Source organism: Arthrobacter sp. W4I7 (assembly GCF_030816215.1).
Classification (GTDB): Bacteria; Actinomycetota; Actinomycetes; order Actinomycetales; family Micrococcaceae; genus Arthrobacter; species Arthrobacter siccitolerans_A.
This window is the reverse complement of the sequence record NZ_JAUSXU010000001.1, coordinates 3,269,604-3,291,201: the sequence shown is the minus strand read 5'-3', so window position 1 is coordinate 3,291,201 and position 21,598 is coordinate 3,269,604. Positions and strand designations below refer to the sequence as shown.

General features: G+C 66.1%; 17 protein-coding genes. 8 read left to right on the top strand and 9 right to left on the bottom strand.

What is annotated here, in order from left to right:
• Positions 1-118: 118 nt before the first annotated feature.
• Positions 119-943 carry an SDR family NAD(P)-dependent oxidoreductase gene (locus QF047_RS14905; RefSeq protein ID WP_307278540.1) on the top strand — a complete coding sequence of 275 codons (825 nt, stop codon included), beginning with the start codon at positions 119-121 and terminating at the stop codon, positions 941-943.
• Between the two features lie 11 nt (positions 944-954).
• Here the strand turns inward: QF047_RS14905 and QF047_RS14900 are convergent, their stop codons facing one another.
• A complete protein-coding gene (locus tag QF047_RS14900) occupies positions 955-1,572 on the bottom strand; it encodes an FMN-binding negative transcriptional regulator (protein ID WP_307278538.1) in 618 nt (205 codons plus the stop codon).
• Positions 1,573-1,575: 3 nt separating this feature from the next.
• Positions 1,576-2,553, bottom strand: coding sequence for a DMT family transporter (locus QF047_RS14895; protein WP_307278535.1), 978 nt, complete (start codon positions 2,551-2,553; stop codon positions 1,576-1,578).
• Here QF047_RS14895 and QF047_RS14890 point away from each other — a divergent pair.
• A complete protein-coding gene (locus tag QF047_RS14890) occupies positions 2,552-3,964 on the top strand; it encodes a PLP-dependent aminotransferase family protein (protein ID WP_307278532.1) in 1,413 nt (470 codons plus the stop codon). The two genes, QF047_RS14895 and QF047_RS14890, sit on opposite strands and share 2 nt — an antisense overlap.
• A gap of 935 nt (positions 3,965-4,899) precedes the next feature.
• On the opposite strand, the gene QF047_RS14885 is transcribed toward QF047_RS14890, so the two are convergent.
• Entirely contained in the window at positions 4,900-5,451 is a 552-nt protein-coding gene (locus QF047_RS14885) for a dihydrofolate reductase family protein (RefSeq protein WP_307278529.1), read from the bottom strand.
• Positions 5,452-5,680: 229 nt separating this feature from the next.
• Between QF047_RS14885 and QF047_RS14880 the strand changes: the two genes are divergently transcribed.
• On the top strand, positions 5,681-6,130 hold the full coding sequence (locus QF047_RS14880) for a hypothetical protein (protein WP_307278525.1): 450 nt from the start codon (positions 5,681-5,683) through the stop codon (positions 6,128-6,130).
• 7 nt (positions 6,131-6,137) lie between these two features.
• Here QF047_RS14880 and QF047_RS14875 read toward each other — a convergent pair whose 3' ends face one another.
• The 4 genes from QF047_RS14875 to QF047_RS14860 all read right to left on the bottom strand — a co-directional run bounded on the left by QF047_RS14875 (position 6,138) and on the right by QF047_RS14860 (position 12,838).
• Complete coding sequence (locus QF047_RS14875; protein ID WP_306638556.1) at positions 6,138-7,046, bottom strand: diguanylate cyclase; 909 nt, start codon at positions 7,044-7,046, stop codon at positions 6,138-6,140.
• Complete coding sequence (locus QF047_RS14870; RefSeq protein WP_307278520.1) at positions 7,043-10,093, bottom strand: response regulator; 3,051 nt, start codon at positions 10,091-10,093, stop codon at positions 7,043-7,045. Before QF047_RS14870 ends, QF047_RS14875 begins: the two co-directional genes overlap by 4 nt.
• A gap of 144 nt (positions 10,094-10,237) precedes the next feature.
• Positions 10,238-12,391, bottom strand: coding sequence for a bifunctional diguanylate cyclase/phosphodiesterase (locus QF047_RS14865; RefSeq protein ID WP_307278517.1), 2,154 nt, complete (start codon positions 12,389-12,391; stop codon positions 10,238-10,240).
• Between the two features lie 177 nt (positions 12,392-12,568).
• On the bottom strand, positions 12,569-12,838 hold the full coding sequence (locus QF047_RS14860) for a GlsB/YeaQ/YmgE family stress response membrane protein (protein ID WP_050055989.1): 270 nt from the start codon (positions 12,836-12,838) through the stop codon (positions 12,569-12,571).
• A gap of 240 nt (positions 12,839-13,078) precedes the next feature.
• On the opposite strand from QF047_RS14860, the gene QF047_RS14855 reads away from it, so the two are divergent.
• Entirely contained in the window at positions 13,079-13,945 is an 867-nt protein-coding gene (locus QF047_RS14855; RefSeq protein WP_307278514.1) for an HAD family hydrolase, read from the top strand.
• Here the strand turns inward: QF047_RS14855 and QF047_RS14850 are convergent.
• Both QF047_RS14850 and QF047_RS14845 read right to left on the bottom strand, forming a co-directional pair.
• Complete coding sequence (locus QF047_RS14850) at positions 13,881-15,308, bottom strand: UDP-glucose/GDP-mannose dehydrogenase family protein (RefSeq protein ID WP_307278511.1); 1,428 nt, start codon at positions 15,306-15,308, stop codon at positions 13,881-13,883. The two genes, QF047_RS14855 and QF047_RS14850, sit on opposite strands and share 65 nt — an antisense overlap.
• Positions 15,305-16,495 (bottom strand): glycosyltransferase family 1 protein, encoded by a 1,191-nt coding sequence (locus tag QF047_RS14845; protein ID WP_307278509.1) that lies wholly within the window; start codon positions 16,493-16,495, stop codon positions 15,305-15,307. The genes QF047_RS14850 and QF047_RS14845 overlap by 4 nt, the downstream gene beginning before the upstream one ends.
• Before the next feature lie 221 nt (positions 16,496-16,716).
• Here QF047_RS14845 and QF047_RS14840 point away from each other — a divergent pair, with 221 nt between their 5' ends.
• The 4 genes from QF047_RS14840 to rhaS are packed head-to-tail and all read left to right on the top strand — an operon-like array spanning position 16,717 to position 21,518.
• Entirely contained in the window at positions 16,717-18,255 is a 1,539-nt protein-coding gene (locus tag QF047_RS14840; RefSeq protein WP_307278506.1) for a sugar ABC transporter ATP-binding protein, read from the top strand.
• Positions 18,252-19,301 (top strand): ABC transporter permease, encoded by a 1,050-nt coding sequence (locus QF047_RS14835; protein ID WP_307278503.1) that lies wholly within the window; start codon positions 18,252-18,254, stop codon positions 19,299-19,301. Before QF047_RS14840 ends, QF047_RS14835 begins: the two co-directional genes overlap by 4 nt.
• The gene (locus QF047_RS14830; RefSeq protein WP_307278500.1) at positions 19,294-20,406 is read left to right on the top strand and encodes an ABC transporter permease; all 1,113 of its coding nucleotides are present in this window, start codon (positions 19,294-19,296) and stop codon (positions 20,404-20,406) included. The genes QF047_RS14835 and QF047_RS14830 overlap by 8 nt, the downstream gene beginning before the upstream one ends.
• A gap of 53 nt (positions 20,407-20,459) precedes the next feature.
• On the top strand, positions 20,460-21,518 hold the full coding sequence (rhaS, locus tag QF047_RS14825) for a rhamnose ABC transporter substrate-binding protein (RefSeq protein ID WP_307278498.1): 1,059 nt from the start codon (positions 20,460-20,462) through the stop codon (positions 21,516-21,518).
• Positions 21,519-21,598: the final 80 nt, after the last annotated feature.

Genomic DNA, 21,598 nt, shown 5'->3' with positions numbered 1-21,598 from the left:
TGTGCAGGATATGCCCTGCCGGGTGCGCCGGGGAACACCCTGCCGCCCGCCGTCGTTGTGCCAAAGGCAGCACGCTTCCAGCGGGTGCCTCATCTACCTTCGATCAAAGGACTTTCCCTTGACTCCTCGCACTATCGTGATCACCGGCGCCAGCGACGGCATCGGGGCAGCAGCCGCGCGGACCCTGGCGAAGGCAGGGGAGCAGGTGGTCGTCGTCGGCCGGTCCGAAGAGAAGACCCGCGCCATTGCCAAGGAGCTGGACGCGGACTACTTCGTCAGCGACTTCTCCGAGCTCGCCCAGGTCCGCACCCTCGCCGCGCAGCTGAAGTCCGACTACCCGCGCATCGACGTGCTGGCCAACAACGCCGGCGGCATCATGGGCAAGCGCACCCTCACCGTGGACGGCAATGAATCCACCTTCCAAATCAACCACCTGGCACCGTTCCTGCTCACCACACTGCTGCTGGACACCCTCACCACCAGCAACGCCAAGGTGATCAACACGGCCAGCGCCGCCAACGGCTTTGGCAAGCTGGACCTGTTCGACCTCACCGCCGAGCACAGCTACTCCACCAACCGCGCCTACGGCACCGGCAAGCTCGCCAACATCCTGTTCACCTCGGAGCTGGACCGGCGCTACGCCAGCCAAGGCATAACGACGGCGGCATTCCACCCCGGCGTGGTCCGCACCAACTTCGCGGCGGAGTCCACCAGCCCCTTCCGGCACGCCTACAAGACCTTGCTCAACCGGTTCATGCTCACCCCGGACCAGGGCGCGGACACCATGTTGTGGCTCATCAACGGCACCGCAGGCAAGGACTGGATCTCCGGCGCCTACTACGCCAAGCGCGCCCTGGCCAAGGCCAACCCGCAGGCCTACGACGCAGAACTGGCCCGGGGCCTGTGGGACAAGAGCGAAGAGCTGGTCAGGGCTGCTTCTTAGGCCTGTGCCGGTCAGCGCGCCCGCTCGACGTCGGCCGCCGCCTCGGACTGCCCCCGCGCTCTGAGCCCGGCCACCACGCCGTCAATGTCGGCAACAGGACGGTTCTGGCTCAGCTTGGCCTTGGCCTCGATCCGGGTGATCACCAGTTCCACGCCGACGATGGCCCGCAGTTGCCCGGTAATGAAGCGCTCAGGTGCGTCGTCCACGCTCCACGGGTGGTCGAACCCGGCCTCGTGCACCCCGGTGAGCCGCCGGACCTGGCGCGAAACCCAGACCGGATCGTCATGGATCACCAGCCTGCCGTAAACGTGGGCCGTGGTGTAGTTCCAGGTGGGGACAACCCGTCCGTGTTCAGCCTTGGAGGCGTACCAGGACGGCGAGACGTAGGCGTCCGCACCCTGGATGATGGCCAGGGCCTCCCCGCTTGCGGGTTCGGACCACTGCGTGTTGTTCCGCGCGAGGTGCCCCTGCAGCGCGCCGTGCTCTCCGACGTCGGGATCATAGACAACCGGCAGGAGCGTAGCGAGGAGGCCCTGCGGCGTCATGGTGACGAGGTTGGCCGCGCCGGGGTAGTCAAGGAGGTGCTGGACCGTCTCGGAACTGGGTAGGAAATGGGCCGGGGTGTACATGGGCTAGTCCTTTGCTGGCTGGAGGCTTCGGGCGGGATGAGGGACTGCGGGCGGGACCGGTGCAGGCTGGAGCCGGACCCGGACGGCGGCCCCGGCGCAGAGGATGACCGCGAGTGCGCCGAGGGCCGTTGGCCACGTCAGGCTCTCGCCCAGGAGGAGGGCCGCCCAGCAGATGGTCAGGACCGGCTGGACGAGCTGGATCTGGCTGACCGAGGCCATGGGGCCGATGGCCAGGCCGCGGTACCAGGCGAAGAACCCCAGGAACATACTGACCACGCCGAGGTAGCCGAACGCCAGCCACTGCATGGGCGCCGCGGTCGGCGGTTGCTGGGCGATTGAGACGGCTGTCAGCAGCACCATCAGCGGCGCCGCGAGCACTAACGCCCACGACACGGTCTGCCAGGCGCCAACCTCGCGGGCCAGCAGGCCACCCTCGGCGTAGCCGATGGCAGCGGCCATCACCGCACCGAGGAGCAGCACGTCCGCCCAGTGCAGCTGCCCGAAACCGCCGGAGTGAAGGGAAGCGAAGGCGACAGCTGCGAGGGCGCCGGCCGCGGTGACCAGCCAGAACGCCAGCGGCGGCCGTTCCCGCCCGCGGAGTACGGCTGCTGTTGCAGTAGCGGCCGGCAGCAGAGCGATCACCACGGCCCCGTGGCTGGCGGGTGTAGCGGTCAAGGCAAAGGAGGTCAGTAGCGGGAAGCCAACCACGACGCCGGCCGCCACTACGGCCAGGCGTGCCCATTGCACTCCGCGGGGGAGCCGCTGCCGGGTCAGTGCGAGGGCTGAACCTGCCAGTACCGCTGCCACCACGGCCCGCCCCGACCCCATGAACAGCGGAGATAGGCTGGCCACCGCCACTTTGGTGAACGGGACAGTGAACGAGAATGCAACCACTCCGACGAGCCCCAGCCACAATCCCGAGGCCTTCGATGGCAGTATCACTGTGCGCTCAACAAGGGTAGCGCTACTATTGTCTCTCATGAACAACGATAGCAGTTCGCGGATCGCAACGCACCTGAAAACATGGATGGCTGCAGCCGCGCCTGGTGCAAAGCTTCCGTCCACCCGCTCCCTGGTGGCCGAGTACCAGGCCAGCCCGGTGACGGTGCAGAAGGCGCTGCAAACACTGACGGCGCAGGGCCTGATCGAGAGCAGGCCCGGCGTAGGGACCTTCGTACGCGCTGCCAGGACGGCGAAGCCGTCGGACTACGGCTGGCAGACGGCTGCCCTCCGCTCACCGCGGGCGGCGCTGCCCACGGCATCATCCACCATGCGCGACCTGCCGCTGGATGCCATCTCCTTCCACTCCGGCTACCCCGCCCGGGAGCTGCTGCCCGAGCGGCTGGTACGGGCCGCCCTCACCCGGGCGGCCCGCGGTGACGCCGCCTTGTCCCGGCCTCCCGCCGCCGGCCTGCCGGAACTGCAGTCGTGGTTCGCGCACGAGCTGGGTGCATCAACGCCGGCCGGGACCACACCGCCCAACCCAAGCGACGTCGTCGTACTTCCTGGCAGCCAGAGCGGACTGAGCTCAATCTTCAGTGCGCTGGTAGGCAGGGGGCAGCCGCTGCTGCTGGAGTCGCCTACTTACTGGGGCGCCATCCTGGCGGCGGCGCAGGCCGGTGTCCGTGTGGTCCCGGTTCCTGCCGGGCCTGACGGTCCCGACCCGGTGGAACTGACGCGGGCCTTTGAGGAGTCCGGGGCCAGGGTGTTTTACGCGCAACCCAATTACGCCAATCCCACCGGCGCCCAGTGGACGGCAGAGCGGCGTGAGCAGGTGCTGGAGGTGGTGCGTGCGCAGGGCGCGTTCCTGGTGGAGGACGACTGGGCGCACGACTTCGGCATCACCAGCAGTCCGGTGCCGGTGGCCTCCCGTGACGACTCGGGCCACGTTGTCTACCTGCGCTCGCTCACTAAGAGTGTGTCGACGTCGATCCGGGTAGCCGCGCTGATTGCCCGCGGTCCTGCGCGGGAGCGGATCCTCGCGGACCGCGCAGCCGAGTCGATGTACGTCAGCGGCCTGCTGCAGGCGGCCGCGCTCGACGTCGTCACGCAGCCGGGGTGGCAGACGCACCTGCGCAGCCTCCGCCACCAGCTTGAATCCCGGCGCGACCTGCTGGTCACCAGCCTGCGCGAGCATGCCCCCACCGCGCACCTGGAGCAGGTGCCCAAGGGCGGCCTGAATGTATGGGTGCGGCTGCCGGACGGGACTGACCTGGCGCGGCTGACCCGGGACTGCGAATCCGCCGGCGTGATCATCGCTCCCGGCAACGAGTGGTTCCCGGCCGAACCGGCCGGCCCCTTCATCCGGCTCAACTACTCCGGGACGAATCCGGGCGCCTTTCCCGAAGGCGCCCGTATTATCGGGGAAATGCTGGACCGGAACGCGGACTAAAGAATTGGCTAAACAGCTCAGCACAGACGTCGATCTTCTATTCAGGGGTAGTCAGTAGAGTGAGGACGCCGTCCGTGCCATTGGTCCAGACAATTTTCCTATGTATTGAATGGTCGAAGGTCCGGGTGGCACATCTCGCGGAAATGTGGCCGGGCAGTCACTGGTATTTGTCACGATCTCTTAACTGACTCGTCGGTACCAATGGAGACTGATTCACCTTGGACGGGGTTTTCGGGACTAACTCCGTAGTTTGTATAAGTATTGACGTATCCTTGCCCACTTCGAGGACTCGGACCGGATTGCCCTTAGCATCGTAGAAGGTCTTGGTGTGAAGGTTGCCGCCGTTCTGCGCGAAGCCAAGCTTAAAAGCACAGCCCGGACCCGCTCGGAGAATGAATGGGTCTTGCGCAAGTGCCGGTGAATCGGCGATACCAGGACGACTGCCGCCAGTACTGCTGGCGCCACCATACGAATAACACTTGTTTTCATGTGATAATCCTTCTCGGTGTGTATTTTGGATGGATAACCCAAGATTGGCTGCGCGCCCTAACCCCATTCCTATTTTGCGGTCCTTGCGGTTTTAATTTTTTTGCCTTTCAAAAGCCGCAAGCCACTGCTTTAGCGGGTCCTGGTTGAAGGGATTTCAATTGCGCAATCCGGGGCCTTGGGAGGCATCAGAATACGCAGAAGGAACCGTTGCTTGGAGCGGTTCGGGCGGTGGCCCTGACTGCGACCCGATATTGAGCCGCTTGGCCGGCCTCGCCGACGCAGTGCAGTCATCGTATTCCGCTTAAAAGCCAAGGAACAGATCACAAACTACCTATTCAGGCCTACTCGCTACCTAATTGTCCGCTGAAAGATACCCTCTTGGCTCCTGGACCTAAAACTGCTGACCAAAGGAAGCATTCTTTGCGTTCACCAGGGGCCCCGCGCCCCTATTCGCCCCGGCGTCCGTAAACGCTGACCACGTTGCCTTTGCTGGTGCGGTACTGGTCCTGCAGCTCGAGCCGGGTGATGGGATCGCCGTCTTCGAACAGGCGCCGGCCGGTGCCGGCGATCACCGGGTGGGTCATCAGGGTCAGCGAATCCAGCAGGCCGGCGAACAGCAGCTGCCGGGTCACGGAGATGCTGCCGCATACGGCGATCTCACCGCCGTCGCGCTCCTTCAGTTTGCCCACAAACTCGTCCAGCGGCGCGTCCATCAGTCGCGAGTTCTGCCATTCCAGCGGATCCTTGAGAGACCGGGAGGCCACAAACTTTTCCACGGGATTAATGAAGGCCGCGAAGTCCTGGTCCGCTGAGGCGTTCGGCCAATATTGAGCCCATTCCTGGTAGCTGACCCGCCCCAGCACCACGGAGTCCACTGTTTCCATCATCCTGGTCATGCCCACACCGAGTTCGTCATCGAAGCTGTCGAATTGGAACTTGAAGGGATCTGACACCACCCCATCGACGGAGTGAAACAGGCCGGCAGTGACTTTACGCATGAAGGACCTCCAGTGGCGCCAACGGTTTGGGCAAGCCGGCATCGGGGCCGGTCAGGTCCACGGTATTAGCTGAGCCTCCCGCAGGGAAGAGGGGAGAACAGCCAACCCTTGTGGGGTCGGACGTTAGGTTCGTCACCACCGCCTGCGTGTTGCCGGGATTCGGGCTCCGGCAGGCCCATACTGGTCTTGAACGGCTGATGCCGTGCCCCGGCCAGGCAGGAGGAATTGCATGGAAACCTTGAAAAAAATCGTGTCCAACCAGTATTTTCCGGCCGCCGCGGTGCTCACCGCAGTGGTCCTCTTTTGGGCTGTTGGCCTCCTGGGCGGGCTCTCCCTCCTGAACAACAACCAGCCTCCGCTCACCACCCTGACCTGGATGCTCTTCGTCTACCTGGCGGCCGTACTGACCCCGCTGGCCGGCATCCTCGCCGCCGTGGACCTGGTCCGACGCTGGAAGCGCAACCGTGCTGCCGAAACCGCCGACGACGCCCAGGGGGAAACCTGGGCAGCGGAAGCCGAATCCGTAGCCGAAGAAGCAGATGCGCCCGAGCCGGCGGTTATCCAGGAACGGCCAGCGCCTATCCAGGAACGCCCGGCACAGCAGCCCGCACAGCAGAAGCGCCCGGCCCAGCAGCAGAAGCCGATCCAGAAAAAGTCAGGCCCGAAGAAGGCTGCCTGAGCCGGGTTTACCGGGCCAGTTCCACCCTGTTCCGTCCCCCAGCCTTGGCTGCGTACAAAGCGGCATCCGCCTCACCCACCAGCGTTTCGGCATCCACCCGGTGCCCGGCACTGAACGAAGCTATGCCGGCACTGAGCCTCAACTGACCGGAAGGATCACCGGCGTGCACAATCGCCAGATCCCGGACAGCATCCAGCGCCCGTTCCATAAGCGCTTTCGCGCCTGAAACTGACTGGTGGGGCAGCACCAGCAGGAACTCCTCGCCCCCGTAGCGGTACACGCCGTCGCTCTTCCGGACGATGCCCAGCAGCGCTGCCGCCACCGCCCGCAGTGCCAGGTCTCCGGCCTGGTGACCATAGACGTCGTTGTAGCTTTTGAAATTGTCCACGTCGCACATGGCCAGGCTGTACTGCTCCTCGTACCGCCCGCTCCGCAGGTGCAGCCGCTCCAGGTCCTCCGACAGCTTGAGCCGGTTGTGCAGCCCCGTCAGCGGGTCGGTCCGCGCCTGCCGGGACAAGACCCGGCGGTAGTGCGCCAGGTCCGCGTGCAGGGTGGTGATGCGCCGCGCCACCAGCAGCCGGGCATGCAACACAAACGGGTCCAGCGGCTTGGTGACGTAATCGTCGGCGCCCGCCTCCAGCCCGGCCAGCACGTCATCCCGGGACCCCTGCGAGGTCAGCAGCACAACGTACGTGTACAGGTCCTGCTCGCGCGCCCGGATGGCCCGGCAGAGCGCCAGCCCGTCCATACCCGGCATCATCCAGTCGGTAACCACCACGTCCGGCTGATGCTCCAGGTACAGCGCCCAGGCCTCGTCGCCGTCCGCGGCGGCCAGGCAGTCATGGCCGGAACGTTCGACGGCGGCCCTCGCCACCATCAGTGACCCCGGGTCATCATCGGCCACCAGAACTTTCATCGGGTCACCTCCAGCGCCGCGTCCAATTCCGCATCGAGCCGGTTCAGTTCGGCCGCAAGGCTGCCGACCAGGGCATTGCCGCCGTCGGGCGTTCCATCCCGGCCCAGGGCCTCCAGCCCGGCGCAGATCCTTGCGACGGCGGCGGCCCCGATGTTGGCCGCCGCCCCCTTCAGCGCGTGCGATGACTGCGCCAAAGCCGGCCCGTCGCCGTCGTCCACGGCCGCCTGCACGGCGGCAACATGCGCGGGCAGGCCCCGCCGGAATGCGGCCACTGCCTCGGGCAGCAGGCCCCGGCCGTCGTCCGGTCCCAGTTCCCGCAGAATGGCGAGCCGGTCCTGGTCCAGGGCAGGAATGGTGTCCGGGTCCGCCGCGGGGGCTCCGCCGGTGACAGCCAGCGGCTGGGGGAGAGGCCCGGGAACACGCCGGGCCTCAGGGTCGGGAACCCAGCGGGCGAGCGTGGCTTCCAGGGCGGCGGCGTCCACCGGCTTGGCGAGGTAATCGTCCATTCCGGCAGCGAGGCACCGTTCCCGGTCACCGTCCAGCGCCCCGGCGGTCATGGCGATAATGGGCAGCCGCGGGTGCGTTGCGTCCCGCCGCCGGATCTGGCGGGTGGCTTCAAAACCATCCATCACGGGCATGTGGCAGTCCATCAGCACCGCGGCATACCGGGCTTCCCGGGTGGCGGCGAGGGCCTCGACTCCGTTGGACACCACGTCCACCGCGTAACCCAGCCTGCTGACGGTGGCACGGGCCACCAGCTGGTTCACCTCGTTGTCCTCCACCACCAGGATCCGGCCCCGCGACGGCCCGTCCGGAGCAGCCGGAACCTGGGCGGGCGCGGCGGCCGGAACGGCCGGTTCGTGGGTGGACATCAGCCGGACCAGCCGGTTGTAGAACTCGGAACTCCTGACCGGCTTCATCAGCCATTCGCGCACGCCGGCCTGGCTGATCTCGGCCGCGTCAACCTGCATTGTGGACGTGAGCATGATCAGTTCCATGTCCGCCAGCCGGGCATCTGCCTTAATGCGCCGCGCCAGCTCCAGTCCGTCCGTGTCCGGCATGCAGAAGTCCAGCACGGCCAGGTGGAAGGGTTCCCCGGCAGCATCCGCCTCGCGGGCACGGACCAAGGCCGAGGCGGCATCGGGGACCGCTTCGGGCTGCAGCCGCCAGCCGCGCAGCTGGGATTCGAGCACCAGCCTGTTGGTGGCGTTGTCATCCACCACCAATACCCGCAGGCCGTTGAGGAAGCCGGCTGCCGGAACGGGGTCCGTGGACGGCGGCGCCACCGGCAGGGGCAGCGGGAACCAGAAGGTGCTGCCTTTCCCGGGGATGCTGTCGAGGCCGATCTGCCCCTCCATCGCGTCCGTCAGCCGGCTGCAGATGGCCAGGCCAAGCCCGGTGCCGCCGTACCTGCGGGTGGTGGAGGCGTCCGCCTGCGAGAACGATTGGAAGAGCCTGCCGTGCTGGGACGGCTCGATGCCGATGCCCGTATCGCGGACTTCGAAGTACACCGCGGCGGTGCTCCCGTCGGCGGCGCCGGGGCTTTCCGTCTTGACCCTGATGGACACCTCCCCGGATGCTGTGAACTTCACGGCGTTGGAAGCCAGGTTCAGGATGATCTGCCGGATACGGCCGGAATCGCCCATCAGCCGTGCAGGGACCCCGGGTTCGCAGTAGGCGATCAGTTCCAGGTTCTTGGCCTGCGCGGGTTCGGCCAGGAGCCCGGCCACCTCCTCCACGAGGACGCGCGGATCAAAGGGCCGCACATCCAGGTCAACCTTTCCGGCCTCCAGCTTGGAGAAGTCCAGGATGTCGTTGATCAGGGCCAGCAGTGCCTCGCCAGCGCCCTTGACGCCCTCCGCATACTGCTTCTGCGTGGGCTCCAGCGGGGTCTCCAGCAACAGCGCGGTCAGCCCCACCACGCCGTTCATGGGGGTGCGGATCTCGTGGCTCATGGTGGCCAGGAATTCGGACTTCAACCGGCTGGATTCCATGGCCGCCCCGCGGGCTGCCTCAAGTTCCGTGGTGCGGACCGCCACCTCATGCTCCAGCCCCGTGGTCAGGGTGATGTTCTCCAGGATGATCAGCACCTGCCGGACCATCACGAAGACCAGCACGGCAGCGCCCACCACCAGCAGGAAGGGATTGAGTTCGGCCAGGTGGGGACCGGCGAACAGCACCACTGCCACGAGCAGTGGCACGTAGGGCAGCAGCTCCAGCGCGAGGGTGTAGCCGGTCCGGTCCCGCCCGGCGCTCTCTTGATGCGGTGCCAGCGGCGCGAGGGCGATCAGGAGGAAGGCGAGGATCCAGCCGAGGGCAAGGGGCGAACCGGTGGTGCCGGCGACGCCGTCGAACGTCAAACGCACGTAAATACTGTCCGTCACGGCCAGCACCAGGAGGCCCCCGCCGAAGCACAGCCAGGGCAGCCGTTCGCCCGGCTGCCGCCGCATCGCCAGGACCAGCACCAGGGAGGTGATCACCAGATCGACCACGGGGTAGGCCATCCCGGTGAGCCGGGCCAGCGGATCACCCTCCGCATCGAAGGCGTCGCCGAGCACGATGTACCAGCTGACCACCAGCACGGAGCCGGCAATCACTGCCGCGTCCATCACCGCCCGGTACAGCGCCACATGGTTGCCGCCGCGCCTCCTGAACGCAAAAAGCGCGGCGACGGCGGGCACCGCGTAGCAGAGGAACAAGGCATCTGCCAGGGAGGGGAACGGGTACACATGGTTGTTGGCCAGGCCAAGGGACGCATAGACCGCCATCCCCGCAGCCCAAATGAAGGCCGCCCCGGCCATGAATGTCCATGCCCTGGCGTTGGCGCCGCCGCGCCGTGCCGCCCGGGCGCAGCTTGCTCCCGCCAGCAGCGAGGCCGCCAAGATGACGAAGTCGCCGGTTACCAGCGCCGCCGGAGTTCCGCTGTTAAGTGTGAAAAAGAGGCCGAGCGCGGCCAGGACGAGGGCCGTCAGCCCGGCCACCGGCCTCGTAGGCAATGTCTTGCTGCTGCCGGCGCGCCGGTGCTGCAGGAGACCAGTCTGAGACACGCGGAATCCTCCCCATAGATGCGCCCTGAAACCCCGGAAGCCTGCTGGGAAAACCGGTCACGGAGTCCGCCCGAGACCTGGGTGGAGACGCTTTCCCATGATATCCCTCACGGTGCCGAAGGCGGCCGGATTTGAGGCCTGCCGCTACCGCGCTTTGAGGGCGTTGAGGGCCTCTTCCGCATGGTGCAGGGCATGCTCCAGCCGTGCGCCCGGCTCAGGCAGCGAGAAGAGGTACCCCTGCAGTGAGTCGCAGTCCAGGGCGGTGAGGTAGTCCGCCTGGGCCGCCGTCTCCACGCCCTCGGCGGTCACCGTCAGGCCAAGGCTGTGGGCCATGTTGATCATGGAGCTGAGGATGGGCAGCCGCTCGGTGCCAGTGCGCACCATGGACACAAAGCTTTTGTCGATCTTTACCGTATCCACCGGCAGGTCCTGCAGCCTTCCGAGGGACGAATAACCGGTACCAAAATCGTCAAGGGCAACCCGGGCACCGACGTCCCGCAGGGTGCTGAGCTGTTTGATCAGGCTGCAGTCGGCGTCGAAGAACACGGACTCCGTCACCTCCATCACCAGCTGGTAGGGCGCCACACCGCTGGCGTCGGCGAGGCGCAGGACTTCAGCGGCGAAATCCGGGTCCTGCAGCTGGACGCCGGAAACGTTCACGGACAGGGACCGGGACGGGTCTTCGCTTAGCCACGAGGCCAGCTGCACCATGCCGAGGGCCATCACTTCGGTACCGATTTCGTTGATCAGTCCCGTGCGTTCAGCCAAGGGGATAAAGACCGACGGCGGTACGCGCTCGCCGTCCCTGTCCCACCGTGCCAGTGCCTCAAACTTCACCACCTGGCCCATCCTGTGCGACACGATCGGCTGGTAGTCCACCGAGATCTCGCCCCGGGACACCGCCAGTTGCAGCCCGCTCTCCATGTCGGTGCGCCGCACCAGGGCCGTCATCATGTCGGGGTGGAACCGGAGGAAGCGGTTCTTTCCGGCGGCCTTGGCTGCGTACATGGCGATGTCCGCGTGCCGCAGCAGCTCGGAGGCGCCCACGTTGTCCGCGCCCAGGGACGCGAGGCCCAGGCTGAGGCTGGGCCGCAGCACCGTGCCGTCGATGGTGACGGGAACGTGCAGGCAGCGGACGATGCAGGCGGCGATTTCATCAGCATTCGGGCAGGCTGTCAGCAGCACTACGAATTCGTCGCCACCGAGCCTGGCCACCACGTCAGCGGTGGGGACGCAGCCGCGGAGCCGGCGCGCCACCTCGATGAGCATGTCGTCCCCGGCCTGGTGCCCCAGGATGTCGTTGACTTCCTTGAAGTCGTCCAGGTCCAGCAGGAAGACGTCTACGGCCTTCAACCGTGGCTCCTTCAGGGCCTCTGCCAGTCCGTCATTGAACACGGCCCGGTTGGCCAGGCCTGTCAGCGGATCCTGGAATGCCATGGCCCGCAGTTTTTCCGCCTGCGCCGCAAGGTCCAGCATGGCCTGGTGGGCCTGTTCCTGGGCCTTGCGCCGCGGGGTGACGTCCCGGAAACTCCAGACCCTTCCTACAACCTTGTCACCCACGCGCTGCGGGCGGGAATACCGCTCGAAGGTGCGGCCGTCCTTGAAATCCAGGATGTCGTGGCTTTCTGCTGCCGGGTTGTCCTCCAGTTCCGTGACCCTGCCCATAAAGGCCACCGGGTCCGCCACCTGGGAAACGACGAGCCGCATGATCGGTTCTTCGCTGTCGCCCTCGAGGAGTTCCGGCGGGATACCCCACATGGTCAGGAACTGGTCATTGAAGCCGGCAACGTGCCCTTCGTTGCTCATCACCAGGATGCCGTCCGCAGTGGATTCCAGGGTGGCCGTCAGCAGGGACATTGCTTCGCGCAGGTCCTCCTGTGCTGCCGCCCGGTGCGAGGTGCCGCGGACCGAGAGCAGCAGCTGGGGTGCGCCCCCGCCTGTGGACCCCCCGGCCGGGGACGGGTTATGGAGCAGGGACGCTGCCACCTCCGCCGAAAACTCTGTCCCCGTACTGTTCACGCCAAACACCTCCCGCGGCGGAGGGTGTTCCCCCGGCGCTGTGAGCAGTTGCTGGATGAGCCGCTCCACTTCGGTGCGGAAGCCTGCTGTGAACAGCGAGTGATGTTTCCGGCCTGCCAAGTCGTTCCTGTTGAACCCGAAAAGCCTCTCGGCGGCGGCGTTGGCCATGGTGATGGTGCCGTCCGGAGCCACCGCGAGGAGTGCATCCGGGCTTGCGTCCAGGACCGCGCCGAATGCCGGTGCTGTTAAACCGTTGCTGTGGCTTCGAGAATCAGCCATGACACCACCCCCCTCGCACATCATAAAGTGCCTGCCCCGAAAATCGATGGCTGAGGGGAGACGGGTTTTGCCCAGGCGGGGGCTGAATGCAGCGGACGGACAGGGGCAGGGCATGCAAAAGCGCCGCCCTCCGTGTGTGGAGAACGGCGCTTTCCGTGAGGAAATAGGTAGCTGCGGCTATACGCGGCGGCTGCTCCTGTTGGTGACTGCGCCGTAGATCAGCAGGACGACAATCGATCCGAGAATGGCCAGCAGCCATGTGCGGATATCGAAGAATTCAGCCAGTCCGCCACCAAAGATCAGCGAGCCGATCCAGCCGCCCAGGATAGCGCCGACAACGCCGAGGACCATGGTGACTACCCAGCCTCCGCCCTGACGTCCCGGCAGGATGGCCTTGGCAATAGCACCAGCGATCAGGCCCAAAATGAGAAATCCGAGAATACCCATGTTGTCACTCCTTAATCCGTAAGTTGTGCCGTGCCCCCATATCCGGTTCCCTAATTCAATCAGCATGCTTACTACACTTCAAGACCTGAATATCACGGGATGACTGTCAGTTTTCCCGGGAAGAATGCGCCGCTCCTGCAACCGGTGCGGGCAGCGGCAGGAATATCCGGGGTTTCCTGCCTTCCTGCGGACCCTTCGATAGAGTTGACTGTCCCCGGCCAAAAACCAAGGAGCTTCGGCATGTCCAGCCAGCAAAACGTCCGGCCGCGTGCCATCTTCCTCGATATCGACGGCACTTATGCTGACCACGGAGTGGTCCCCGACGCGCATGTGCACGCCGTCCAGGAAGTGCGCCGCCGCGGACACCTGGTCTTTGTCTGCACTGGCCGGCCGCTGTCCATGGTGCCCGAACACATCCTTGACGCAGGGTTTGACGGGATCATTACCGGTGCCGGTGCGCGGGTGGAGCTGGACGGGGAGGTACTTAAGGACGCGAGGTTCAGCCCGGACCTGGCGGCACGTATCGTGGACGCGCTTGACGCCAATGACGTTGCCTACATCCTTGAGGCGCCGGAGGCTCTGTATGGAAGGACCGGTGTGGACGTGCGCCTGCGGCGGGTGCTGACGCCCGTTTTTGCCGGCAGGTCCCGGCATGATGGCGTTCTCAGCACTGACGTTGATCCGGTGGAGGACATCCTGGGTCCGGTGCAGTACAGCGACGATTTGCGGACGGTGTCCTTCGCCAAGATCTCCTGCTTTGACTCCCCGGTTCCGCTGACCGGCCTGATGGACGGTCTCGGCGCGGGAGTGGGACTCATCCCCAGTTCGCTGTCCGCCCTGGGCGACACCGCCGGGGAGATCTTTATGGCCGGAACCCACAAAGCGGTGGGCATCCAGGTGGTGGAGAAGAGCCTCGGCCTGAGGCGGGAAGACATGGTGGCGATCGGCGACAGCGCCAATGACATCGAGATGCTCGAGTATGCAGGCATTGGCATCGCGGTGGAGGGCGGCCATCCGAAGGTGCTGGCAGTCGCTGACCGGCTCACCGCCGGACCGGGCGGTAACGGGGTGGCGCTGGCTTTTGCGGAACTGGGCCTCCTGGACTGACCTCTTCTGCTGCAGGCGCCGCGCCGGCGGAGGTCCCGAGGCCTCGCACGTCCCAGCCTTCGGCCCGCCAGACGGCCACATCCAGGGCGTTGCGCGCATCCAGCACCAGCCGCCGTCGTACCAGCGCCCCGGCAACGCCAGGTGAAAGCCGGCGATACTCATCCCACTCGGTGAGAAGCAACACCAGCTCCGCGCCCTCCAGTGCCCGCAGGGTGGAGGCCTCGAACCGGAGCCGCGGGTAGCGCCGCCAGGCATGGTTCACTGCCTTGGGGTCGGTAACCGTCACGTGCGCCCCGGCAGCCGACAGGCGGTCCGCGACGTCCAGGGCAGGGGAATCGCGGATATCGTCGGTATCCGGTTTGAAGGACGCGCCCAGCACCGTGACGGAGCGCCCTGCAAGGGTGCCGCCGCAGAGTTCGGCGGCCAGGTTCACGGTCCGCACGCGCTGGCCGAGGTTGACGGCATCCACCAGCTGCATCCAGTCCGCCACCGCCGTGACGCCGAGGCCGGCGGCCTGGGACCGGAAGCTGCGGATGTCCTTGGGCAGGCAGCCGCCGCCGAATCCGAGCCCGGCGTGCAGGTACCGCCCGCCGATCCGCGGGTCCATGCCCATCGCCTCGCTCAACTCCGCCACGTCCGCGCCGGCGGCGTCGCACAGCCCGGCGACGGCATTGATGGTGCTGACCTTGGTGGCCAGGTAGGCGTTCGCGGCCGATTTGATGAGTTCGGCGGTGGCGAAGTTGCACACCACACGGGGAATTCCGGCGGCGAGCAGCGGCTCATAGACGGCATCCAGTGCGGCGGTCACCCCCATGGGTGCCCCCGTCCGGGGGTTGAACGCTGCGGCCCGGCCGCCGTCCACCCCGTAGACCAGCCGGTCCGGCACCAGTGAGTCCTTCACCGCGGTGCCTTGCCGGAGGAACTCCGGATTCCAGCCCAGCAGGACATCCGGCCGGGCGTTCAGCACGCCGCGGAGCATGTCCGCAGTGCCCACGGGCACGGTCGATTTTCCGACGACGACGGCGCCCGCGGCCAGGTGCGGCAGCAGCGCCTCCGCGGCAGAGGTGAGATAGGTGAGGTCGGCGGCGTCGGACGTTTTGTGCTGGGGAGTTCCCACGCACAGGAAGTGCACTTGCGCGCCCCTGGCGGCGGCCGCGCGCGTGGAGAAGTTCAGCCGGCCCATGGCGAGGCCGTCCTGCAGCAGTTCCTCCAGGCCGGGTTCATGGAACGGCGCCACGCCGCCGGACAGCTGGTCCACTTTGGCGGGATCCACGTCGATCCCCGTCACCGTGTGGCCCATGGACGCCAGCGTGGCGGCGTGGACGGCGCCAAGATAGCCGCAGCCGATGATGGAGATCTTCACACTCCCCACCCTCGCCCTGACCTCGCAGGCTCGGCCAGGGAACCCGGCGGGCGTGGGCCCAGCGCCATAACCGGCATGCCGGCAATGACCTCTTCGTAGTGCCGGACCAGCTGTTGGCAGAGGGCAGGCCAGGTCCTGTCCTGCACCGAGGCGTGTGCCGCTGCTGCGAAAGCGCGGCGCTTGGCGTCATCGCCCATCAGGTCCAGCACGTGGGCGCGCATGGCTGGCAGGTCCCCGGGTTCGTAGAGCCAGCCGGTCCGGGAGTTCTCCACCAGGTCCAGGGGGCCGCCGCGGCCGGTGGCCACCACCGGCACCCCCGAGGCCATAGCCTCCTGGATAGTCTGGCAAAACGTTTCAAACCCGCCGGGATGGACAAACAGGTCAAAGGACGCCATCACCCGGGCGAGCTCTTCGCCGCCCAGGAATCCGGTGAACGCCGCATCCGGCAGGGCCTGTTCCAGTGCCCCCCGCTGCGGACCGTCACCCACAATCACCAGCCTGGTCCCAGGCACCCCGGCCAGGACAGCCAGGTCCTCCACCTGCTTCTCCACGGCCAGCCGGCCCACGTAGCCGATGATCCGCTGACCGCCGGGAGCAACTGAAGCCCGCCAGCCGTCGTCGCGCTTTTCCGGCGAAAAGCGTTCCGTGTCCACGCCGCGCCGCCACATCCGGAGCCGGGGGATGCCGCGGCCGCGCAACTGGTTCAGCGCGAACGTGGAAGGCACCAGGGTGCGGCTGGCGAGCAGGTGGATGTTGTCCACCCGATTCCAGGCCCAGTTCTCCAGGAACGGGACACCGTACCGTGCCGCGTAGCTGGGAACCTCGGTCTGGTAGATGGCCACGGTGGGGATGCCCAGTTGATGCGCAGCCTGGACTGCCCGCCAGCCGAGGACAAACGGCGAGGCCAGGTGGACCACGTCCGGTGCGTAGTCGGCAAGGATTCGCTTGACCCGATACACACCGCCCATCGCCACCCGGACGTTCGCATAGCCGGCCAGCGGCACCGCGGGCAGGCGGTGGATTTCGGCGCCCTTGACCCGGTCCGGCGCTTCGCCGTCCTGGGTGGACGGCGCAATGACCAGGACGTCGTCGCCCCGGTCCTGCAGATGGTCCAGCACCCGCAGGATGGAATGCGTCACGCCGTTCATCAGGGGCAGGAATGATTCAGCAACAATTGCGATCCTCACTCCTCCACGGTGCGCGGACCTCGTTGCCGGGCGGGGGACCAGATGTGACGCCGGGGGAAAGGTTAGGGAAACATCAGCTTTGAACACGGATGAATCACGAATGCCCGGCGGGCCGCCAATTCTATTGACCGTGCTGGTCAGCGGACTTATGATTCAAGTCACTCAGGTGTTATGAAACGATTCATTGTTTTTGGCATAGACCCCAAAGGTGCGGTTCATTTATGCAGCAAGAACGCAATGAGATTCAGGATCCGGTCCAGGGGAGCGAGGCCGTGCTGTCGCTGGCCGGTGCCGCCAAGACCTTTGGCCCTGTCGTGGCGCTGGCGGACGGCACGGTGGAGATCCGGGCTGGCGAAATCCATGCGCTGGTTGGTGAGAACGGCGCCGGCAAATCCACCCTGGTGAAGATCCTCGCCGGCCTGCACCATCCGGACTCGGGCGACTTCCGGCTCAGCGGCGAACCCGTCCACTTCAAGAACGTGGCGGAAAGCAAGGCCGCCGGAATCTCCGTCATTTACCAGGAGCCCACGCTGTTCCCGGACCTCACCGTGGCCGAGAATATCTTCATCGGCCGGCAACCCAAGGGGAGGTCCGGGCTGATCAGCCGTGCCGGGATTCGGCGGCAGGCCGCTGAGCTGTTCGGGCGGCTGGGAGTACCCATTGATCCGTCCCGCGTGGCGGAGGGGCTGTCCATCGCCGACCAGCAGATCATCGAGATCGCCAAGGCCATTTCGCTCGATGCGAAGGTGCTGGTGATGGACGAGCCCACCGCCGCGCTCAGCGGCGTGGAAGTGGACCGGCTCTTTGCCGTGGCCCGCGCCCTGCGGGATAAAGGCACAGGCATCCTGTTTATCTCGCACCGGTTCGACGAAGTGTTTGATCTCTGCGACCGGATCACGGTGATGCGCGACGGCCGCTACATCGCCACCCACCGGACCGCCGACGTCACTGTTGAACAGATTGTCCGGGAAATGGTGGGCAGGGACATCGGAACGCTGTTTCCCAAGGCCGAGGCGGAGATCGGGCATACGGTCCTGAAGGTGGACGGGCTCAGCAGGTCCGGTGTTTTCCGGGACATCAGCTTCGAAGTCCGTGCCGGCGAAATAGTTGCGCTCGCCGGCCTGGTGGGTGCCGGCAGGACTGAGGTGGCCCGGGCCGTGTTCGGCATCGACACCTACGACTCAGGGCAGATCCAGGTAGAAGGAAAACCGCTGAAAGCCCGCGACCCGCAGGCCGCCATTGCCGCCGGCCTCGGCTTTGTGCCCGAGGACCGCCGCAAGCAGGGCCTGGTGATGAACCTGTCGGTGGCACGGAACGTGACGCTCACCCTGCGGAACAAGTTTGTGACCGCCGGGCTCATCAATGGCGGCAAGGAACGGGCGGCGGCGAAGGAGTGGAGCAAGCGGCTGCAGGTGAAGGCCGGAAGCCAGGAGCATGCCGTCTCAACACTTTCCGGCGGCAACCAGCAAAAGGTGGTGCTGGCCAAGTGGCTGGCCACCGATCCCCGGCTGCTCATCATCGACGAGCCCACCCGCGGCATCGATGTGGGCACCAAGAGCGAAGTGCACAGACTCATCTCCGACCTCGCCGGCCGCGGGATCGCCATCCTGATGATCTCCTCCGAGCTGCCCGAGGTCCTGGGGATGGCGGACCGGGTCCTCGTAATGCGCGAGGGCCGGATTACCGCGCAGCTGGACAGGGCGGACGCCAACCCCGAGTCAGTGATGCATGCGGCAACCTCGGCAGGAGTGATGGAATGAGTTCCACGGTCAAACACAAGGAAAAAAGTACGACGGCGGCACCCGCCCGGGGCGGCGGCGGCGGGCTTGGTGGGCTGTTGCGCCTGCGTGAACTCCCCGTGCTGGTTGCGTTGGTGCTGCTGGTGCTCATCACCTACATCAACAACCCGCTGTTCCTGTCCCCGCAGGGAGTCAAGGACCTGCTCCTGAACGCCACCATCATCGTTATCCTGGCGGCCGGACAGACCCTGCTGATCATCACGCGCAACATCGACCTGTCCGTGGGCTCCATGCTGGGGCTGGTCGCCTTCGGCACCGGCTCCATCTTCGTTGCTATGCCCGGCCTGCCGATCATTGTGGTGCTGCTCCTCGGAATGGCCTTCGGCGCCCTGCTCGGCATGTTCAACGGGTTCCTGGTCACCGCGGCCAAGGTCCCGGCGCTGGTGATCACCCTCGGCACCCTTTACGTGTTTCGCGGCCTGAACAACGCCTGGGCCGGCGGAAAGCAGTACTTCGCCGGGGACCGGCCGGAAGCCTTCGGTGCGCTGTCCGTGGACACCGTGCTGGGCTTCCCGATCATCACCCTGCTGGCCATCGCCGTGGTGGCCGCCGTCGCCGTCTATATGGCAGGCACCCGCCCCGGCCGGGACCTGTACGCCATCGGCTCCGACCCCGAAGCGGCGAAAGTCCTGGGCATCAAGGTATCCCAGCGGGTGTTCCTGGCCTTCCTGGCCAACGGTGCCCTCGCCGGCCTCGCCGGAGTCCTCTACGCAAGCCGCTTCAACTCCGTGGGCGCCACCACCGGGTCCGGGATGGAACTGGACGTGGTGGCCGCCGCGGTAGTGGGCGGGGTGGCGATTTTCGGCGGAAGCGGGACGGTCGCCGGTGCAGCCCTGGGTGCCTTGCTGCTGACCACCATTACCAGTTCGCTGACCGCCCTTCGGGTGGACAAATTCTGGCAGCAGGCCATTGTGGGCATCCTGATCCTCACGGCCATCGTGATCGACCGCCTGGCCAGCCTGCGCACGGCCAGGAAACTGCGGATAAGCGAGGCACGGAATGTCTGAGACCACCACTCCCGGCAGCACCCCCGCGGCCCCGCCCGTCGCGGACAGCACCAAGCCGCTGGCCACCGAGCCAAAAGGACGCACCGGTGCCGCGCGCATCCTCGCCAGCCGCGACGCCGTCACCATCTACGCCCTTCTCGCGTTCCTGGTCTTCGCAGCGATCTCCATCCCGCGCTTCGCCTCGCCGGTCACCACCGGCTTCCTGCTGCTGGACGTCATCCCCGTCCTGCTCATCGCCATGCCGATGACGCTGATCATCGTCACCGGCGAGATCGACCTCTCGGTGGCGAGCACCGCGGGCCTCACCAGCGCCCTGATGGGCGTCCTCTGGGCCGGCGGCATGGACATCTGGCTGGTACTGGCCATCAGCCTGCTGGCGGGAGTAGCGGCCGGCATGTTCAACGGCTTCCTGATCGCTGTCCTGGGCCTGCCGTCCCTGGCCGTCACCATCGGTACGCTGGCGCTGTTCCGCGGACTGGCATTGGTGGTGATCGGGGACAACGCTGTAGCCAACTTCCCCAAGCCGCTGACTGCCTTCTTTACCTCCAAGCTCGGCGCCACCGGCATCCCCACGGTGATGATCGGCGTCGTCCTTATTGTGTTGTTTTTCGGAATCCTGCTCCATTTCACGCCCTTCGGGCGGGGGCTGTACGCGATGGGCTACAGCAAGGAAGCGGCCAACTTCGTGGGCATCAAGGTAGCCCGCAGCAAGTTCTGGCTTTATGCGGCCTCCGGTGCCGTATCTGCCCTGGCCGGGATCTATTGGACGCTGCGCTACACCAGCGCCCGCAGCGACAACGCGTCAGGGCTGGAACTGGCCGTCATCGCTGCCGTGCTGCTTGGCGGCGTCTCGATCTTCGGCGGCAAGGGCACCATTCCCGGTGCGGTGGCCGGCGTCCTGTTGATCGGCAGCCTGAACTATGCCCTGCGCCTGGGAAGGGTGTCCGACGTTGTCCTCATCACCGTCACCGGCCTGCTGCTCATCTTCTCCGTGGTGGCACCGAGCATCGGCGCCGCGGTCCGCGAATGGCGGCATCTCCGCAGGGTACGCCAGAGCTTCAGCGGGGGCACAGCCGCCGGCGCTTCAACTGACCGTGTCCATTGAACCGGCCATCAGGACCAATCAAAACCGGACTACAACTAGGGAGAAGGAAAACAATGATGTTGAACCGAAAAAGCCCCGGCCGGCCGCCGCACTTGGCCCCGCTCGTCGCCATCACGGCCGCTGCGGCACTGGCCCTGACGGCATGCAGCGGCGGCTCGGGAACCTCGGGAGAGACCTCCGCCGCTGTGCAGGACCAGAAGATCACCTTCATCCCCAAACAGCTCAACAACCCCTACACGGACGTGGTCCTGGGTGGCGGCAAAACCGGTGCCAAGGAAGCGGACTTCGCGTCCTCCCAGGTGGTCGGCCCCCTGGAGGCATCGGCGTCGAGCCAGGTGTCATTCATCAATGCTGAAACGCAGGCGGGAACAAACGTCATTGTCATCGCCGCCAATGATCCCGACGCCGTTTGCACGGCCCTGGGCGAGGCCCGCTCTGGCGGCGCCAAGATCGTGGCCTTCGATTCCGACGCCAACCCCGACTGCCGTGACGTGTTCATCAGCCAGGTGGTGGCCAAGGATGTGGCACTGATCCAGACCAAGCTGATCTCCGAGCAGATCGGCGGCTCCGGTGAGATCGCCATCCTCTCCGCCACGGCAAATGCCACCAACCAGAACGAGTGGATCAAGTTCATGGAGGAGGACCTGGCCTCCAATCCGGCGTACAAAGACATCAAACTCGTTGCCAAGGTCTACGGCGACGACGACGACACCAAGTCCTTCCAGGAAGCCCAGGGCCTGTTGCAGGCACACCCGAACCTGAAGGGCATCATCTCGCCCACCACGGTGGGTATTGCCGCGACGGCCAGGTACCTCTCCACGTCTGCCTACAAGGGCAAAGTTGCGCTGACCGGGCTGGGGCTGCCCAACGAGATGCGGCCGTTCGTCAAGGACGGAACGGTTAAGGAGTTTGCCCTCTGGGATCCCGCCCAGCTCGGCTACGTTGCCGCGTTCGCCGGGAAGGCACTGGTTGAGGGAAAGATCACCGGAAAGGCCGGTGACAAGTTCACTGCCGGGAACCTCGGCGACCGGACTGTTGAGGAAGGCGGAAAGGTCATCGTGGGGCCGCCCACCGTCTTCAACACGGGCAACATCGACAAGTACAACTTCTAGCCCGGAAGTCCAGCCGGGCGGGCCTCTCCGGCCCGCCCGGCCTTCCGCGCCCCTGCACTGATTGAACCGCGGAAAGGCTG

What these genes read in the sequence shown, in the direction of transcription:
- QF047_RS14860 (WP_050055989.1), bottom strand. Translation starts at nt 12,838, where the DNA reads ATGGGTATTCTCGGATTTCTCATTTTGGGCCTGATCGCTGGTGCTATT.
- QF047_RS14865 (WP_307278517.1), bottom strand. Translation starts at nt 12,391, where the DNA reads ATGGCTGATTCTCGAAGCCACAGCAACGGTTTAACAGCACCGGCATTC.
- QF047_RS14900 (WP_307278538.1), bottom strand. Translation starts at nt 1,572, where the DNA reads ATGTACACCCCGGCCCATTTCCTACCCAGTTCCGAGACGGTCCAGCAC.
- QF047_RS14835 (WP_307278503.1), top strand. Translation starts at nt 18,252, where the DNA reads ATGAGTTCCACGGTCAAACACAAGGAAAAAAGTACGACGGCGGCACCC.
- QF047_RS14880 (WP_307278525.1), top strand. Translation starts at nt 5,681, where the DNA reads ATGGAAACCTTGAAAAAAATCGTGTCCAACCAGTATTTTCCGGCCGCC.
- QF047_RS14830 (WP_307278500.1), top strand. Translation starts at nt 19,294, where the DNA reads ATGTCTGAGACCACCACTCCCGGCAGCACCCCCGCGGCCCCGCCCGTC.
- QF047_RS14855 (WP_307278514.1), top strand. Translation starts at nt 13,079, where the DNA reads ATGTCCAGCCAGCAAAACGTCCGGCCGCGTGCCATCTTCCTCGATATC.
- QF047_RS14875 (WP_306638556.1), bottom strand. Translation starts at nt 7,046, where the DNA reads ATGAAAGTTCTGGTGGCCGATGATGACCCGGGGTCACTGATGGTGGCG.
- QF047_RS14885 (WP_307278529.1), bottom strand. Translation starts at nt 5,451, where the DNA reads ATGCGTAAAGTCACTGCCGGCCTGTTTCACTCCGTCGATGGGGTGGTG.
- QF047_RS14890 (WP_307278532.1), top strand. Translation starts at nt 2,552, where the DNA reads ATGAACAACGATAGCAGTTCGCGGATCGCAACGCACCTGAAAACATGG.
- QF047_RS14895 (WP_307278535.1), bottom strand. Translation starts at nt 2,553, where the DNA reads ATGAGAGACAATAGTAGCGCTACCCTTGTTGAGCGCACAGTGATACTG.
- rhaS (WP_307278498.1), top strand. Translation starts at nt 20,460, where the DNA reads ATGATGTTGAACCGAAAAAGCCCCGGCCGGCCGCCGCACTTGGCCCCG.
- QF047_RS14840 (WP_307278506.1), top strand. Translation starts at nt 16,717, where the DNA reads ATGCAGCAAGAACGCAATGAGATTCAGGATCCGGTCCAGGGGAGCGAG.